Annotated in this window: 11 protein-coding genes; 5 read left to right on the forward strand and 6 right to left on the reverse strand. The window is 54.4% G+C overall.

The features are described 5' to 3' along the window. Window positions 1–6: 6 nt before the first annotated feature. Entirely contained in the window at window positions 7–1773 is a 1767-nt protein-coding gene (locus MKX51_RS02385; protein WP_340991069.1) for a sensor histidine kinase, read from the reverse strand. A gap of 215 nt (window positions 1774–1988) precedes the next feature. On the opposite strand from MKX51_RS02385, the gene galA reads away from it, so the two are divergent. Beyond that, complete coding sequence (gene galA / locus MKX51_RS02390; protein ID WP_340991070.1) at window positions 1989–4751, forward strand: beta-galactosidase GalA; 2763 nt, start codon at window positions 1989–1991, stop codon at window positions 4749–4751. A 434-nt stretch (window positions 4752–5185) separates the two neighbouring features. Here the strand turns inward: galA and msrAB are convergent, their stop codons facing one another. The 5 genes from msrAB to MKX51_RS02415 all read right to left on the reverse strand — a co-directional run bounded on the left by msrAB (window position 5186) and on the right by MKX51_RS02415 (window position 9809). Beyond that, window positions 5186–6739: a bifunctional peptide-methionine (S)-S-oxide reductase MsrA/peptide-methionine (R)-S-oxide reductase MsrB gene (msrAB, locus tag MKX51_RS02395; protein ID WP_340991071.1), complete on the reverse strand. Its 1554-nt coding sequence runs from the start codon at window positions 6737–6739 to the stop codon at window positions 5186–5188. A 17-nt stretch (window positions 6740–6756) separates the two neighbouring features. Further along, window positions 6757–7473, reverse strand: a complete 717-nt coding sequence (locus MKX51_RS02400; RefSeq protein WP_076085432.1) for a cytochrome c biogenesis CcdA family protein — start codon at window positions 7471–7473, stop codon at window positions 6757–6759. Window positions 7474–7518: 45 nt separating this feature from the next. Next, complete coding sequence (locus tag MKX51_RS02405; RefSeq protein WP_340991072.1) at window positions 7519–8559, reverse strand: sensor histidine kinase; 1041 nt, start codon at window positions 8557–8559, stop codon at window positions 7519–7521. Continuing rightward, window positions 8559–9263, reverse strand: a complete 705-nt coding sequence (locus tag MKX51_RS02410; protein WP_340991073.1) for a response regulator transcription factor — start codon at window positions 9261–9263, stop codon at window positions 8559–8561. Before MKX51_RS02410 ends, MKX51_RS02405 begins: the two co-directional genes overlap by 1 nt. 75 nt (window positions 9264–9338) lie before the next feature. Then, on the reverse strand, window positions 9339–9809 hold the full coding sequence (locus MKX51_RS02415; RefSeq protein ID WP_340991074.1) for a stalk domain-containing protein: 471 nt from the start codon (window positions 9807–9809) through the stop codon (window positions 9339–9341). 239 nt (window positions 9810–10048) lie between these two features. On the opposite strand from MKX51_RS02415, the gene MKX51_RS02420 reads away from it, so the two are divergent. The 4 genes from MKX51_RS02420 to MKX51_RS02435 all read left to right on the forward strand — a co-directional run bounded on the left by MKX51_RS02420 (window position 10049) and on the right by MKX51_RS02435 (window position 15688). Next, a complete protein-coding gene (locus MKX51_RS02420; RefSeq protein ID WP_340991075.1) occupies window positions 10049–11206 on the forward strand; it encodes a 5-methyltetrahydropteroyltriglutamate--homocysteine methyltransferase in 1158 nt (385 codons plus the stop codon). A gap of 872 nt (window positions 11207–12078) precedes the next feature. Beyond that, window positions 12079–13146 (forward strand): ABC transporter substrate-binding protein, encoded by a 1068-nt coding sequence (locus MKX51_RS02425; protein WP_340991076.1) that lies wholly within the window; start codon window positions 12079–12081, stop codon window positions 13144–13146. Window position 13147: 1 nt separating this feature from the next. Beyond that, a complete protein-coding gene (locus MKX51_RS02430; RefSeq protein WP_340991077.1) occupies window positions 13148–13915 on the forward strand; it encodes a (2Fe-2S)-binding protein in 768 nt (255 codons plus the stop codon). 51 nt (window positions 13916–13966) lie between these two features. Then, window positions 13967–15688: a helix-turn-helix domain-containing protein gene (locus MKX51_RS02435; protein ID WP_340991078.1), complete on the forward strand. Its 1722-nt coding sequence runs from the start codon at window positions 13967–13969 to the stop codon at window positions 15686–15688. Window positions 15689–15705: the final 17 nt, after the last annotated feature.

A 15705-nucleotide genomic window follows, 5' to 3' on the forward strand; every position in this document is an offset into this window, starting at 1 on the left:
GCCCTCTCATTCATAAGGAATTCTAATCTGAACCTTCGTATAGTCATTGCTCTTGCCCTCCATGGTAATGGGGTAGGCGTCGCCGTAATACAGGCGCAGTCTGGAGTTGATATTGTGCAGGCCGATGGAGCGGCGGGGCGGCTCGGCCGCAGGGTCCTCGTAATGGAGCGGGGCGCGGAACTGTTCATTCAGGCCGGCAATCTGCTCTTCCTCCATGCCCCACCCGTTATCGGTGATGTCGATGATAAGCTGCTGCTGTTCGGCGTAGGCCCGCACCTGGATATGCAGCAGCTCCCGCCGGGCGGTCTGTCCGTATTTAATGCTATTCTCCACGATCGGCTGGAGCAGGAACTTGATCACCGGAAATGCTTTTAACGATTCATCGATCTCAATGTCCAGCCTAATTACCTTGCTGCTGCTCAGCGATTGCAGACTGACGTACTTGCGGATTAAGCCGATCTCCTCGTTCAGCGTCGTATGCAGGGTATTGTCGCTCAGGTTGTAGCGCAGGATCTTCCCGAAATCCGCCAGCCGGTCCGCCGTGTCGAAGATCTTGGCCTTAATCAGCTGCATCCGGAAGATATCAAGTGTATTGTAGATGAAATGCGGGTTGATCTGATATTGCAGCGCCTTGATCTGAGCTTCCTTCCGCAGCCGCTCCTTCATGACTACCCGATGGATCAGCTCGTTATTGCGCTCGATGAGGTCGTTGAAATCATGCGCGAGCTGTCCCAGCTCATCCGGCCTGTTATCGGGAATGCGGAGCGAAGTGTTGCCGGTAATGACCTGGCGCATGACCGACACAATTTTGTTGAGCCGCAGAAAAATCATTTTGAACATGAAATAACAAGTGATGATCAGCAGCAGAATACTGAACACGATCAGCAGGATCTGATTCCACACATTTTTGCGGACAGAGGCATTGAGCTGCTCCAGCGATACTTTGTACACCAGGCTCTGTCCGATGGAATCGAGGTTGCGATGCAAATATAAATATTCTCCCTGGATAAAATAAGCTCTCTTATCGCCGATATGCTGCTGCAGGACGGCTGCTTCCTCTGCTTCGTCCAGCTCTGCGGTAGACAGTCCGATCTGGCCGCCGGAATAGAGGAATTGGGCGTTCGACAGATTGGCGGGCTCCTCCTCGATGCTGAACAGGCTGTCCTCGGCCAGCGTAACCACGGCAAGTCCTAGCATGTCGCGGGCCGGCGAATACAGCTTGGTAAGCAGCGTATATTTCCTGCGCTCATCGTGTAAGCTGGCGGGGCCAAGCTCACGGTCACCGGGCAGCAGCCACAGCCGGGTCTCCGACTCCTTTTGCACAAATTGCTGTAGCTTCGGGTGGGAGGAATAGTTGCTCAGATGAAAGAAATAAGGCCACGACTCCGGGATGGCGTCATTCCCCATAAAGATACGAATGGAGTAATCGTCGCTCTCCGAGAAAGCGGTCGCATATTTGATAATAGGGGTGACAGTGTCCAGATATTCCTTCAAAAATTCCGATTGATCCCCCAGATAGGGGTCATTGATGAATTCGAGCATTTTGTTGTTTCGGCTGACCATGGAGGTCAAATCCGCAGCCACCTGTATGCGGCCTTCCATATCCTGATAGGATTGGTCAAAGGCATGGGACATATTAGTGATGAAGCTGTCCTGAATGTTGCGCGTGGTATGGGTGCTGTTCCACACGAGCAGGACGGAGAGCAGAATAAACGGAATGGTATAGAATACAATCATTTTGACCATAATGCTGTTTCTTGGTTTGGATATCATAGCGTTGTCACCTTCTGCGGCAGGTCTTTACGGGTCCGGGAAGCCGGTATTCGTATGGGTATTTACGATCTACTATGAACGCTGCTGTCCAAAAGAACAATCGAAAATGCATTAATGTTCATTTTGTGCTGTTTTATCCCTCCCTTTGTACTAACGTCTTTCGTTCCGCTTTTCTACAATAGAAGTATTACAACGATAGAGAGGTATTGACCTATATGAGAGAACGGTTAAGCATGGACAAGGATTGGTTGTTTCATCACGGGGATGTAGCCATCCCGGTGGAGAACAGCCACAAAGCGGTATACGGCAACGCCAAAGCAGGCGGCATCATGGGAGCAGCCAGCATTGAATGGAACGATAATGAGTGGGAGACGGTGGGGCTGCCGCATGACTGGTCTTACCGCCAGCCGTTCGACCGCGAAGGCGGGGTGCCGGACTTCGGCTACAAGCCGCGCGGCATTGGCTGGTACCGCAAGAAGTTCAAGCTGGAGGCCTCCGACAACGGCAGACAGCTGCTTCTGGAGTTCGACGGAATCGCCACCTATGCGACAATTTATTTGAACGGCAGCGTACTGGGGCGGAACTTCTGCGGCTATACCAGCTTTGTGGTGGATATCACGGACCATGTCTTTTATGGCGACCGCCCTAATCTGCTGGTTGTGAAGGTGGACGCCTCGGTATCCGAGGGCTGGTGGTATGAAGGTGCGGGCATCTACCGCCATGTGTGGCTTACGAAGAAAGACCCGCTGTCCATCACCGATCGCGGCATCTGGGTCAATCCGGTGAAGCAGGACGGGGACAAGTGGCTGACGAACGTGGAGACGAGAATTACGAATGAGCGGGAGACGGCAGCGGAGTACGAACTCCTGTCCCGTGTGGTGCGTGCCGATGGGACGTTAGTGGCGGAAGAACGGACCGCAGGCCGCGCGGAAGCTGGGGAAGCCGCTGTTCTGAAGCAGGAGCTGCCTGTTAGCTCGCCGCTGCTGTGGGATGTGGAGGCTCCGCACCTGTACAAGCTGTGCTCTACCCTGCTGGTGGACGGAGAAGAGCGGGACACGGTCACGACTTCTTATGGTTACCGCAGCATTCGGATCTGCCCGGATACCGGATTCTATCTCAATGAACGCCCGCTCAAGATCAAAGGCACCTGCAACCATCAGGACCACGCCGGGGTTGGGGTTGCGTTGCCGGACTCGCTGCATGAATACCGGATACAGCGGCTGAAGGAAATGGGGAGTAACGCTTACCGCTGCGCCCATCACAATCCTGCGCCGGAGCTGCTGGAGGCCTGCGACCGGCTCGGCATGCTGGTGATGGACGAGAACCGTAACTTTGACAGCTCGCCGGAAGGGCTGCGCCAGGTCGAAAATATGGTGACGCGCGACCGCAATCACCCGTCTGTTGTATTCTACAGCTTGTTCAATGAAGAACCGCTGCAGGGCACACCAGTCGGGCGCAAAATGTTCAAGCGGATGAAGCAGGCAATCCTGCGTCTGGACGATACCCGTCCGGTTCTGGGGGCCATGAACGGCGGCGTTATGGAAGACGGTGGAACGGTCGATGTGATGGATATCGCCGGATTCAACTATATGCATGGCGGCTATGACCGCTTCCATGAGAAGCATCCCGGCCAGCCGATGATCGGGTCGGAGACCGTCAGTGCTTTTGCCACAAGAGGGACTTATGTCAGTGATACCGTGCTACAGTTTTTTGACAGCTTCGACCGGGAACGGGCGAATTGGGGCAACACCGCAAGGGAGTCGTGGCAAGCCATTAATACCCGTGACTACATGATGGGCACCTTTGTCTGGACGGGCTTCGATTACCGCGGCGAGCCGACCCCTTATGAGTGGCCCAGCGTCAGCACCCACTTCGGTATCCTGGACACCTGCGGATTCCCGAAGGATTCCTATTACCTGTACCAGGCGTTCTGGCTGGACGAGCCGGTGGCGCATATCGCAGGCGGCTGGAACTGGCCGGGGAAGGAAGGGCAGCCCGTGACCGTCATGACGCATACCAACTGCGATGAAGTGGAGCTGTATGTCAACGGGGAGCTGCGGTACAGACAGGCTGTCGAACTCTATGAGCAATGCCAATGGGAAATTCCTTACGAGCCTGGAACGCTAAGGCTGGAGGGGTATCGTCAGGGCAAGCGGGTTGCCGTGGATGAGAAAATAACGCCCGGGGCAGCTTGCGCGCTGCGCGTGGAGACGAGCAAGCCAGCCCTGCTTGGCGATGGGCGGGACGCGGTAGTTGTCAATGTCTACGCCATCGACGCCGAAGGGCGGTTTGTGGAGACAGCGGGGCAGCAGGTCTCCTTCGCTCTGGCCGGAAGCGGCATTATTCTGGGAGCGGGCAACGGCAATCCCAACTCCCACGAGCTGGATCATCTCATGGAGAGCTGCCTGTTCAATGGCTGTCTCCAGCTGATTGTCGGCAGCGATGCGGGGCATACCGCTATTGAACTGACGCTTCAGGGGGAGGGCTTGCAGCCTCTGGTGCATATCATCCCGGTAGAAGTGGTTGACGAGCCTCCTTATGTATTGTCCGTTCATGAGCGTTATATCAACAACTGGCTGCTGACACAGGAGATATCCCGGGAACGTCCGGACCCCAATGTGGAGATTCATCCTACGGACATGAATTCCTGGGAGAAGGTTGACGTCAGCTTCGGGCCGCAGCAGCTGCTCCAGGGAGCGGACGGCTATGTGATTTACCGCAGCTCCATCGCCCTGACGGAACGGGAGAAGAGCAGCAGCCCGTATCTGTATTTCCACGCGCTTAGCGGGGATACCGAAATCTATGTCAATGGCAGACTACTGGCTAAGCAGTCCTCGCCATGGCCTTCTACCCTGGAGGTTGCGCTTGACGATGTGGAGCTTGGCGACGAGACGGTATTGTCCGTGCTGGTCGGCATTCAGCCGGATGTGTACAAGCCGGGTATCAACGGTGCTGTTTCGATGGGATTGAGGGGGTAGAGGGCCGTGCGGCTAACGCTACTCTCGGCGGCGCAATAGCCGCTTTTGCTTGGTTAACTACACGCTGCATCAGTGGAAATGTTGTAATTATTGCAACATGAATACGAAGATACCATGTGTTCGTGAGGCTTGTTGCACAAATTACAACAATTGTCCCGCTAATCCGCGTGGAGAAGAGGAAATGTTTCCTTTTGTGCAGCATTTTTGAATTTGAGCCGAAATAAACAGAGGAATGTTGTATTATAGGCAGGATTTTTAAGTCGGCAGATTCACGTGGCAATGTCGGCTGCCCGGGAAGCCTCCTTATTCACTTGGGGCAGGCTGGATGATGGGATCTTAAGAAACAAAATCGCCCTCCACACAGCTCAGCTTATGAGCTAGTGGGGGGCGATTCTTGGTTGAGAAGCTTCTTCCTCTGTACCATTCCGCTTAATCTACTCCACCAGCCCGAGCAAATACCCGTAATGCTCCGCTTCCATCTGGTCCAGAGGGATGAAGCGGATGGAGGCGCTGTTGATGCAGTAGCGCTTGCCGCCACGGTCAGCGGGACCGTCGTCGAAGACATGGCCTAGATGAATGTCACCGGATTGGCTGCGGACCTCGGTGCGTTCCATGCCGAAGCTGGTATCCGTGTCGTAGGTTACCACCTCCGGGGTAATGGGCTTCGTGAAGCTGGGCCATCCGCAACCGGAGTCGTATTTATCCTTGCTGGAGAACAGTGGCTGGCCGGTGGCGATATCGACATACAGTCCGGCCTCGTAGTTATCCCAGTATTCGTTGCTGAAGGCACGCTCGGTGTCATTATTGACGGCTACGGCATATTGGTCGGAGGTTAACCGCTCCTTCAGTTCTGCGTCGGAAGGGCGCGGGTACTGGGCCGGATCGATAACCGGCTCTTGCTCATCCAGGATGCTTAAGTCGATGTGGCAGTATCCGTTCGGATTCTTCTCCAGATAATCCTGATGGTATTCCTCCGCCAGATAGTAGTTCTCCAGAGGAAGGACTTCCGTTACGATCTTCTGGTCATACTTGGTCTGCTCCTGCGCTACGGCCTGCTGAATGATAGCTGCATCCTCCGGGGAGGAATAGTAGATTCCCGTCCGGTATTGAACACCCCGGTCATTGCCTTGCTTGTTCAGGCTGGTCGGGTCAACGACCTTGAAGTAAGCCTCCAGGAGCTGCTTCAGGGTGACCTGCTTCGGATCATACTTCACATGCACCGTCTCCGCGAACCCCCGATCCCCGCGAATGACATCCTCGTAAGAAGGATTCTCGCCTTTCCCGTTGGCATAGCCTGAGGTGACGTCCTGAACTCCCTGAATGCGGGACATGTACGCCTCAACGCCCCAGAAGCAGCCGCCCGCCAGATACAAGTCACGCAGATCCTTGTCAGCTATAGTTGCGGTCTTGACCGCTGGAACCGGAGCGGCCGCTGAGGCGGAGCTCATTCCCGCGAAGGTGTCCTTAATCTGCTCGTTGGAGGCATGACCCGGGAGGGACTTCACCAGCAACCCTTCTTCATCGATATAAAAAGAGCTGGGATATGCCCGTACCTGAAAATCCTTGGCCCATGTCCCATCTTCATCGAGCAGCACGGTCAGATTGTCATACGGCTGCTTGTTGAACCATTCCGTGAACTCCTTGGCGGATTTCTCGCCTTTGTAGCCGGGAGTTACAATCGATACCACCTGGAAATCCTTCTCCTGTCCGGCCAGCGTATTCAGTTCCTCCAGACCGGCAAGACAGATGGAGCACCAGGAGGCCCAGTATTTCACATACACGTTCTTGCCTTTCAGATCCTCCAGCTTCATAGGGTCGCCCTTCAGATCATTTAATGCGAATACGGGTGCTGGCTTCCCCTTGTTCATGGCTGCCGGGGAGTCCGTCGTACCGGATGCTGTATCGGGCTTCGCACCGCATGCAGCCAGGATTGACAGCAGGCCGCCAATCACCAGCATATATCCCATCCACTTCCATATCTTTTTCATACCAGATTCCTCCACAGTTATTGAATCCAGCTCACAATCGTATTCAGCTGGTCTGTCATTAGCAGCAGCCCCATGGCGATCAGCATACAGCCGGAGGCGATCTTGATCCCTCCCATGAACCGGTACAAGCGGCGAATCCGCTGCACCAGAACCTCCGAGAAGACGGATAGTACGAGAAAAGGAATCGCCAGACCCAGCGTATACAGCAGCATCAGGAATCCTCCGTAAGCAGGGGAGCCTTCCCCGGCAGCGATACTGAGAATACCCGCGAGTACCGGGCCGATGCACGGCGTCCACCCGAAGCTGAACGTCAGGCCGAGCAGGAAGGCCCCGATATAGCCGCCGCGTGCAGCGCGGGGACTGGACAGCTTTTTTTCCCGTTCCAGCCAGGAGATCTTGATCAGTCCGGTCTGGTAGATTCCGAATAAGATGACAATCGCTCCGCAGACGGCAATGAATCTGGAGCTTGAAATGACATTGCCAAGAATGCCGGAGCCGAAGCCCAAGGTGATGAAGACCACAGACAGTCCAAGCACGAAGATTAGGGTCCGCAGCATGAATACCGAACGGAACCGCAAGGAGCCTGTGTCCACTCCGCCCTGATTTACATTGCCCGCCAGGCTTCCGGACAGATACGAGACATAGACCGGAAGCAGCGGCAGAATACAGGGTGCAAAAAACGATAATACCCCTGCGCCGAAGACGCCGAACAGGAATACAAAATCACCAGCCATCTCTGTCACCACCTATTATGAATACTGCTTCTCTAACGCTAAGGCTTACCGGCTAGTGTAGATTGGAACTGTGAACCAGAAGCAGCTTCCTGAACCCTTAGTGCTCTCTACACCAATCTTGCCGCCATGCAGCTCCACAATGGATTGGGCGATGGCAAGGCCCAGTCCGGCGCCTCCGCTATTCTTACTTCGCGATTTATCTATCCGGTAGAACCGTTCGAAGATCCGTGCGGTCTCCTCTGCTTCAATTCCCTGACCCTCATCGTTCACAGCGATCCGCAGGAAGTGGCCTTCCTCGGCGGCAGACAGCACGATATGGCCTTCTTCAGGAGAATGTTGAATGGCATTCTGCACAAGATTGGACAGTACCCGCTTGATCTGCGTGGGCATCATCAGGGCCGCGGGCAGCTTATCCGGCAGCTCAATCTCGACCTTCAGCCGCTTCTCCGCCAGATGGAAGGAGAAGCTCTCCAGCGTGCTGATCAACAGCTCATCTGCATGGCAGGGCTGCGGGTCGAAGGTTCCGCCGCTGGCCTCCAGACTGGATAGCTCAAAGAGGTCCTGGATCAGCCCGGCCAGCCGCTTCGTCTCCAGCCGGATCGTATTCAGATACCGCTGGAAGGTCTCTTCGTCCTTGATCACATCATCCTCCAGCGCTTCCACGAATGATTGAATGGAGGCAAGAGGGGTCCGCAGATCGTGGGAGACATTCGCGATCAGCTCCCGCCGGGCGGACTCGGACTGGTGGAGATGGTCGAAGCTCTCTTTTAACTTACTGCTCATCTCATTGAATTGCCGGGCCAGAAGCTTGAACTCGTGCGGGCCGATCGTGGGGACTTCGGTGTGGAAATCCCCCTCGGCAATCCGTACCGTCTGCTCCGTAATCCGGGCAATGGACTTCTCCACCGGCCGCGTCAGCAGATGCTGAACGATGAAGGAGAACACGCCGATCCCGGCGGTGATGCCGGACAGATAATATAGCTGATCGATGGTCAGCAGCATCCGGGAATAACTGACGAATAGACAGACTAGCAATACGCCGATCCCCGTGAGACTGGACAATAGCAGATAGGTACGCAGCTTCATCAGATGCCATCACCTGCAAACTTATAGCCGATTCCCCAGACCGTCTTGATGTATTTCGGGTCGGAGGGCGTCTGTTCGATCTTCTCGCGTAATCTTCGGATATGCACGGTAACGGTAGTCGTATCTCCTTCATAGCTGAAGTCCCAGATCTTGCTCAGCATCTGCGTCCGGGAGAATACCTGCCCCGGATGGCTCGCCAGCAGATAGAGCATTTCGAATTCGGTCACCGTCAATTCAATCGCCTGCCCGCTGATCTCCACGGTACGCTTCCCGACATCGATGGTCAGTCCTTCGTATTTGATCGTGTGCTCAGCGGCGGTAACCGGCGATACCTGGACATATCTCATTCTGCGCAGAATCGCCTGCACCCGCAGGACGAGCTCCCTTGGACTGAAGGGCTTGGTCAGATAATCATCCGCTCCCATCGTCAGCCCCATCAGCCGGTCCTGCTCCTCGCCGCGCGCCGTCAGCATGATGATCGGGAGATCTTCGGTCTGCCGGATCTCACTGCACACCTCCCAGCCATTCTTATGCGGCATCATGAGGTCGAGCACAATCAGGCTTGGAGACTGGCTGCGCCATAGCTCTAGTGCTTCCAAGCCGTCCTTGGCGGTGGTGACCAGATACCCCTCCCGTTCCAGATACCTGCGGCAGACATCGGTAATATTCGGATCATCATCCGCGACCAGCACTCGTTCATTCATCCTAACCCACCCCATATCCGGAAAAATCCATTTGATTCCATCATATCACAGGGTGAGGGCATCGCTCATCCCGTCTTATTTCATGGCCTTGGCAGGCTTCATGTACATGGTCACTACCGTATCCGCCACATAAGTGCTGCCGTCATACAGGGCCGGAGCCATGCTCAGATTGACCGTTTTACCGTCGACCATCATTTTTTTCGACCCGATCATAACCTTGATCATCTTGCCCATCGGTTTCATGATGTCATCCATCATCTTGTCGTCATCCATCATCTTGCTGTCGTCCATCATCTTGCCATCGTCCATCATCTTGTTATCGTCCATCATCTTGTCCATGTACATCAGCGATACGGAGCGGTCCTTGCTGTTCCATTCAATGCTGTAGCCGTACATCATGGCGGCCTGTCGTAGGTTCATCAGCTCCATGCCGTCTTTCTTCATCGTCTTGATGCCTGCTGCCGCGCCGGCGATGCCGGACACCGCCAGAGAGAGTACCAATACTGCCCCCATCATGAACGGTTTGCCTGCTTTGCTGTTACCCATGCTTATCACGCTCCATCTCTTTTTTTGGATTACATGGAACAGCATAAGCGGCAGAGCTTACGATTCTCTAAGCGAAACCTTACGATTGTATTACGGCAGCGGAGATTGCAGATCAGATCTGCCGCACTATAACCTTTCACTATAGCCAGGTATCAGTTATAAGTGTTACTCCTAAGGCCGCACTCCATGCTAGAATTTATACACAAAGACAGAACAGTGGAACTAGAGGAGGGCTAATCATGTGTGATAGATTTCAGATCGTAGGCAGCCTGCTGCGTCCGGCGGAGCTATTAGAATATAAGCAGCAAATCGAACACCGGGACGATATTCAGTATCCTTTTTACGAGGATTTCCAGGGCTATGAGCAGTGTGAGGCGAAGGCGATTCAGTCGGTAGTCGAGCAGGCAAGCGAGAATGGGCTGAGTATTCTGACGGACGGGGAGTATTCCAAGTCGATGTGGCATCTGGACTTCGCGTGGGGTCTCCAGGGGATTCAGCGCTATATCGCGCCTCACGGGTATTTCTTCAGAGATATTGACGGTACTTCCAAATATGAGACGCGAAAAGACATCGGTCTGCGCATCACAGGCGAACTCGGCGGCAAGAACCACCACTTCCTTCAGGCCTACCGCCAGCTTCAGGCTCATGCCGGAGACCGGGAGACGAAGCTGTGCGTGCCTTCGCCATCCCATATTTTCGGAGAGCTGTCCTGGTCGGATAACCTTGGCGGCGAGGGTGCAGTGTACCAGAACCGTGATGAGCTGAAGGCCGGTCTGGTGACGGCGTATAAGGATTTCGTAGGGGAATTCGCAGCCGCTGGTGGTAAGATTCTGCAATTCGACGATTGCCTCTGGGAGCTGTTCGCGGACGATAATCCGAATTCACCATTTACAGGTGAGGCAATCAACCACGAGGAAGTACAGAGTCTCGCTACCGAATTCATCGATATCAACAACACCATTATTGATTACGGACATAGCTTGGGGCTGCTTATGTGGACCCATAACTGCCGTGGTAATTATGATTCCCGGAATATGGGCGGCGGCTCTTATGTGAAGATTGCCAACCTGTTCCTGAAGCAGCTGAAGTACGACCGCTTCTTCCTGGAGTGGGACGACGAACGCGCTGGCTCGCTGGAGGCACTTGCTGTGTTCAAGGATAGACCGGAGACGGAAATTGTACTTGGCTTGCTGTCTTCCAAAACCAGTACGCTTGACGATGAGACCCGTGTCCTCCGCATGCTGGATGAAGCGTCCACGATCATTCCCAAGGAGAGATTACTGCTCTCCCACCAATGCGGGTTCGCCTCCTGCGACGGGGGGAATGAGCTGACGGAAGCGGAGCAATGGGCGAAGATCAGACAGGGGCAAGAGATTGCCCGGCAATACTGGGCTTAACTTCATTAATAGGTAGCAACTGTTCATAAAAGCAAGCCCGCATCTGGCAACAGGATGCGGGCTTGCTGCTGTTTATGAAACTAAGTAGTCTTTGAAACATCTGAATGAGGAGCAGATGGAATGTATATGAAAAACCGAACACAATATGCTACCACGAAGGTAAGTTGCCCAATGTATACGGAAATCCGAATACATTGGGTGCTGCTGCGATGAAGCGTCGCGCTATGCTCCACAGCCAGTAACATTTATAGAGAAATCCTGCAGGAAGTGCAACAATACTGCCCCATAGATGCGGTCTATGCTGAAATCCTGCAAGAAATGCAACAAATTCAGCGCTAATCTGCTCTAAACACCGAAATTTGTGCAAATAATGCAACATTGTACTTCAGCCAGTAATAGGTAAGGAGGAATCCTGCAAGAAGTGCAGCAATTCTCTATACAAGCGGCTGGTGAAAGAAGGCATCAGCATCCTTCACCCGGTAGGTTGATTTCCTAATGTTTCCTTCTATATCACCTGCTATATAGATTAAACTTGAAAATTTAAGTTAAGGGAAAAGTGGCGGAGGGGAATTTTGGAACTGTAGGAGCGGTAGCGTCCGCCTTTGTGTTTGAATTTCCACCGTGCGTAGCAGTTTTAATCAAGAAATTCAAACACAACAGCGGCCGGAAGTCCAAAACTTCTCTGGAGTTACGACCATCCCAAAACAAAAAAATCATTAGTTCAATTTATATAGCTAAACACCATGTCGCATTTATCCGGCTGCAATGTCGCAAAAGTACATGGAAACAGAGGTGGCAGATCGGCTATACTCGCTGTAACAATTATGATAATGAAAATCATTATCACATAATACATAACAGGGGGAGTCAGCGTGAACAGAGCAACACAGAAACAAGGGGCCGGCAGGAAGAAATTCGCCGCCCGGCAATCAGGATTATTCATGGTATGGATGCTGGCGCTGGTACTGGTACTTACAGCTTGTGGTTCTGGGGGAGGCACGAATGCAGGTACAGCCGCACAGCCTTCTGCTTCAGCTGAGCCGTCTCCATCGCCTGAAGCACAGACGCAGGCAACACCGGAGGCACAGGCTACAGCAGCCTACCCGGTTACCTTCAAACATATCAAGGGCGAATATACGCTTACGGAGAAGCCGAAGGTGATTGCTGTGCTTGATGTGAAATTCGCCGATCAGCTGATCGCGCTTGGAGAGAAGCCGGCAGGCAGCGTAGTTGCCGGAACCAAGGACGAGTTCCCGGAATATTTGAGTGCTCAAATGGACGGGGTGAAGGTCCTGGGTACACGCGATGAGCCCAATCTGGAAGCCATTGTGGCGCTGAACCCGGATCTGATCTTGATGACTGATTTTCAGGAAGAAGCTTATGAGAGTGTCAGTAAAATCGCGCCTACAATCGTCCTGGACTTCTATGAGGATTGGCGGGATACGCTGGCTACCATCGGTACAATAACAGGGAAGCAGGCAGAGGCTGAAGTAGTGAAGAAAGCCTATGAGGATAAAATCACCGGACTGCGTGAGCAGCTGTCGGCGAAGCTGGGCGACGAGACGGTGGCGCTGATTCGTCCAAGACCGGAAGGGATTCGGGTACATGGTCCCGAGCACCGGACCGGAAGCATTCTGTATGAGGATCTGGGATTAAAGGCTCCAGCGTTCGTTCAGGCGATCAAGGATGATACCTCGGTTGAAATATCGATGGAGACTGTCTCTGATATCGGAGCAGACCGCTATTTCCTGCTCTCGGATGATCTGTTCGCCAAAGAGGCAGAGGCTCTGGCCAGCAGCCCGATCTGGAAATCCCTTGATGCAGTGAAGAATAACCGTGCCTATGATGTGAATTCAACGCTCTGGATCGCTTACTATGGTCCCCTTGCGATCAATATTATTGTAGATCAGGCCTCGGAAGCGCTGCTTGGAGCTCACTGAGATGGACCGCTATCTGTCGTCGGCCCCCTGGAGGGTACTGGCGGAGGATTACCGGATGAGGCTGGGGGAGCCGCCTGCGGGCAGTGTCCGTACCATCGCTCTGAGTGAGCTGCAGGATGAAGCGGTATGCCGCGAATATGTTAGCTGGCTTAAGGAGTATATCGGTGCGCCGGACCTGCAGGTTGCGGCTTCCATGCTGGCCAAGCGGATCGGCTATCTGTGGATCGCGCCAATACTGACCGCCATGACCGTTCATAATCGTGAAGTCTTCTTCCCGCTGGACAGAAGCTTCCTCTATCATCCGGCTTCTGCAGAAGAGACGACATTCCCATTCCTGGCGCTGGACGGGCTGCAGTCAGCCTCCCCGCCGGATGATCGGGGAGTGTGGCGCGAAGCTGTTGTTAAGGAGAATTTTGCGGCACGGCTTGCGCCGATGCTGCAGACGCTTGCCGCAGTTGGACCTGTCTCCATGGCTGTGCTGTGGGAGAATATTATGGTGCGTATTGCCCCGCTGTATGCGCCCGGAGCAGATCTGTCCGGCGAAGAAAGGCTGCGGATGCAAGAGGATTTTACGTATCTAACCCGGATGGCCGCCGGTCCATTGTTCAGCGCAAGACGCAACCCGTTCACCCGGTTCACCGAGGGGAGTGACGAGGCTCCGGTTGCGAAGAGCAAGCGTATCACCTGTTGCTTTTACTACCGGATGTCCGGGGAATATTGCAGAAAGTGTCCGAAAATTGACAATGAGAATGAATCTCAATTAAAATGACAGCAGGTCTATCCGTTAAGCAAAGGATACTGTTGTCAGGAGATGAGAGAAATGCCGCAACAAGAACAGGCAAGTCTATGGAGTGATACGGCGGTCAAGATGCTTGATGTGCGTAGCGGTACTGTGCCGCCCGGCGGTGTGCTTAGCGAAACGGGCCTGGCGTCTAATCAGCTGCTGCTGGCCATCGGCGGGCAGGGAGGGCTTGTGATGAATGGTGAAGGCTGCCATGTCCAGGCCTCTTTTGCTTGTCATGCTGCCAAAGGATCAGCCTATACTCTGAGTGCGGGAACAGACAACATTCATTATACAGCGATTAGCTACAAGGCCATTCCTGTTGCGGGAGCCGCCCATGTGCTCTTCCCGCAGCGCAATCACCCGCTGCGGACTTCGTTCATTCACCATTCCGGGTCCCCGGCGGAGCTGCATATGGCGGCGGAGAGAATTGCCGCAAAATGGAGCCGGGGAGAAGGGCTGGAACGCTTCCATGCCAATGCGCTGCTGCAAGGCATGCTCTACGAGCTTATGATGGAGCATGAACGCGGTCAGGGCGGGGGTGAGCCCGATATGGTGGAGGTTGTTGCCGCCTATATCGCGGGGCATTATCGTCAGGAGCTGGGGCTGAAAGAGCTGGCCGCGCTGGCCGGATGCGGCGTGCGGCAGCTCCAGCGGCGGTTCAAACAGGAGAAGCGGCTCGGGCCAATGGAATACGTAATCCGGCTGCGGATGGAGAGCGCAGAGCGGATGCTGCGTTATACGGATGCTTCCATCGGCGAGATCGCTGAGCGGACAGGCTACCGCGACATGTATTATTTCAGCAGGGCGTTCAAGAAGCATTATGGAGTTCCTCCGCTGCTCTACAGGCGTGCTGCTGCTTCAGAACAGGGGACGGTTACCGTTCCTTCGGGATTGCCGGAACGCTCGGCCTTCCCGCACGGCTCAGCACAGGGTCCGTTGATCCACCATCTGCGCGGCGAATATCGTGTTACCGCTGCTCCGCAGCGGATCGCCGTGCTGGACGTCCAATATGCTGACCATCTACATGCGCTGGGGATGTCCCCCGCAGGAAGTGTAGGCTTCGGAAGCGGGGCGCTGAATTTCCCCGCTTATTTCCAGGAGAGGCTTGTGGCAACGGAAATGCTCGGCACCTATGAGTACCCGGACCTGCAGGCTGTTGAACGGCTGCGCCCGGATCTGATTATCTGCACCGAGGTGCATGCTCCACACTACGAACGCTTAAGGCAGGTGGCGCCAACGATCATGTTCAAGCGCAATGAGAGCTGGCAGACGATTCTGAGGCTGTTCGGCGAGCTGACAGGCAAGCAGGCGGAGGCGGAACGTATGATTGCCGATTACCTGCGCCGTACGGCATTGCTGTCCGCAGAGTTGGCTCCGGTACTCGCGGGTAAGAGTGTGGCTCTGATCCGTCCGCGGGAGTCCATCGTCCGGGTACATACGGCTTCTCACCGCACAGGCGCTGTGCTGTACCGGGACCTTGGTCTGCCTGCTCCGTTATTTGTGGCGGACACCGCCTCTGACACGGCCTATCATATTTCCGTTGATAGACTTCCGGCTGTGCATGCTAACTACTACTTTTTGCTCAGCAACGAGAGGATGCAGGGAGGAATATCAATGACAGAACAAAGCGTGAGAGGCATGCTGGGTACAGACCAGCAGCGTATATACCCGGTAGATGCGGCTACCTGGATCGGCTGCTATGGACCGACAGGCATTAATTGTATCGTGGATCAGGTCGCCCAGGCCTTGCTGGCTTGAGCGGATCACGACAGTCA

The sequence above is a fragment of the Paenibacillus sp. FSL M7-0420 genome (assembly GCF_038002345.1).
Classification (GTDB): Bacteria; Bacillota; Bacilli; order Paenibacillales; family Paenibacillaceae; genus Paenibacillus_AQ.

Excerpts from the sequence above, each read along its gene's own strand:
- MKX51_RS02385 (WP_340991069.1), bottom strand. The coding sequence starts at position 1,773 with ATGATATCCAAACCAAGAAACAGCATTATGGTCAAAATGATTGTATTC.
- MKX51_RS02405 (WP_340991072.1), bottom strand. The coding sequence starts at position 8,559 with ATGAAGCTGCGTACCTATCTGCTATTGTCCAGTCTCACGGGGATCGGC.
- MKX51_RS02410 (WP_340991073.1), bottom strand. The coding sequence starts at position 9,263 with ATGAATGAACGAGTGCTGGTCGCGGATGATGATCCGAATATTACCGAT.
- msrAB (WP_340991071.1), bottom strand. The coding sequence starts at position 6,739 with ATGAAAAAGATATGGAAGTGGATGGGATATATGCTGGTGATTGGCGGC.
- MKX51_RS02435 (WP_340991078.1), top strand. The coding sequence starts at position 13,967 with ATGCCGCAACAAGAACAGGCAAGTCTATGGAGTGATACGGCGGTCAAG.
- galA (WP_340991070.1), top strand. The coding sequence starts at position 1,989 with ATGAGAGAACGGTTAAGCATGGACAAGGATTGGTTGTTTCATCACGGG.
- MKX51_RS02430 (WP_340991077.1), top strand. The coding sequence starts at position 13,148 with ATGGACCGCTATCTGTCGTCGGCCCCCTGGAGGGTACTGGCGGAGGAT.
- MKX51_RS02400 (WP_076085432.1), bottom strand. The coding sequence starts at position 7,473 with ATGGCTGGTGATTTTGTATTCCTGTTCGGCGTCTTCGGCGCAGGGGTA.
- MKX51_RS02420 (WP_340991075.1), top strand. The coding sequence starts at position 10,049 with ATGTGTGATAGATTTCAGATCGTAGGCAGCCTGCTGCGTCCGGCGGAG.
- MKX51_RS02415 (WP_340991074.1), bottom strand. The coding sequence starts at position 9,809 with ATGGGTAACAGCAAAGCAGGCAAACCGTTCATGATGGGGGCAGTATTG.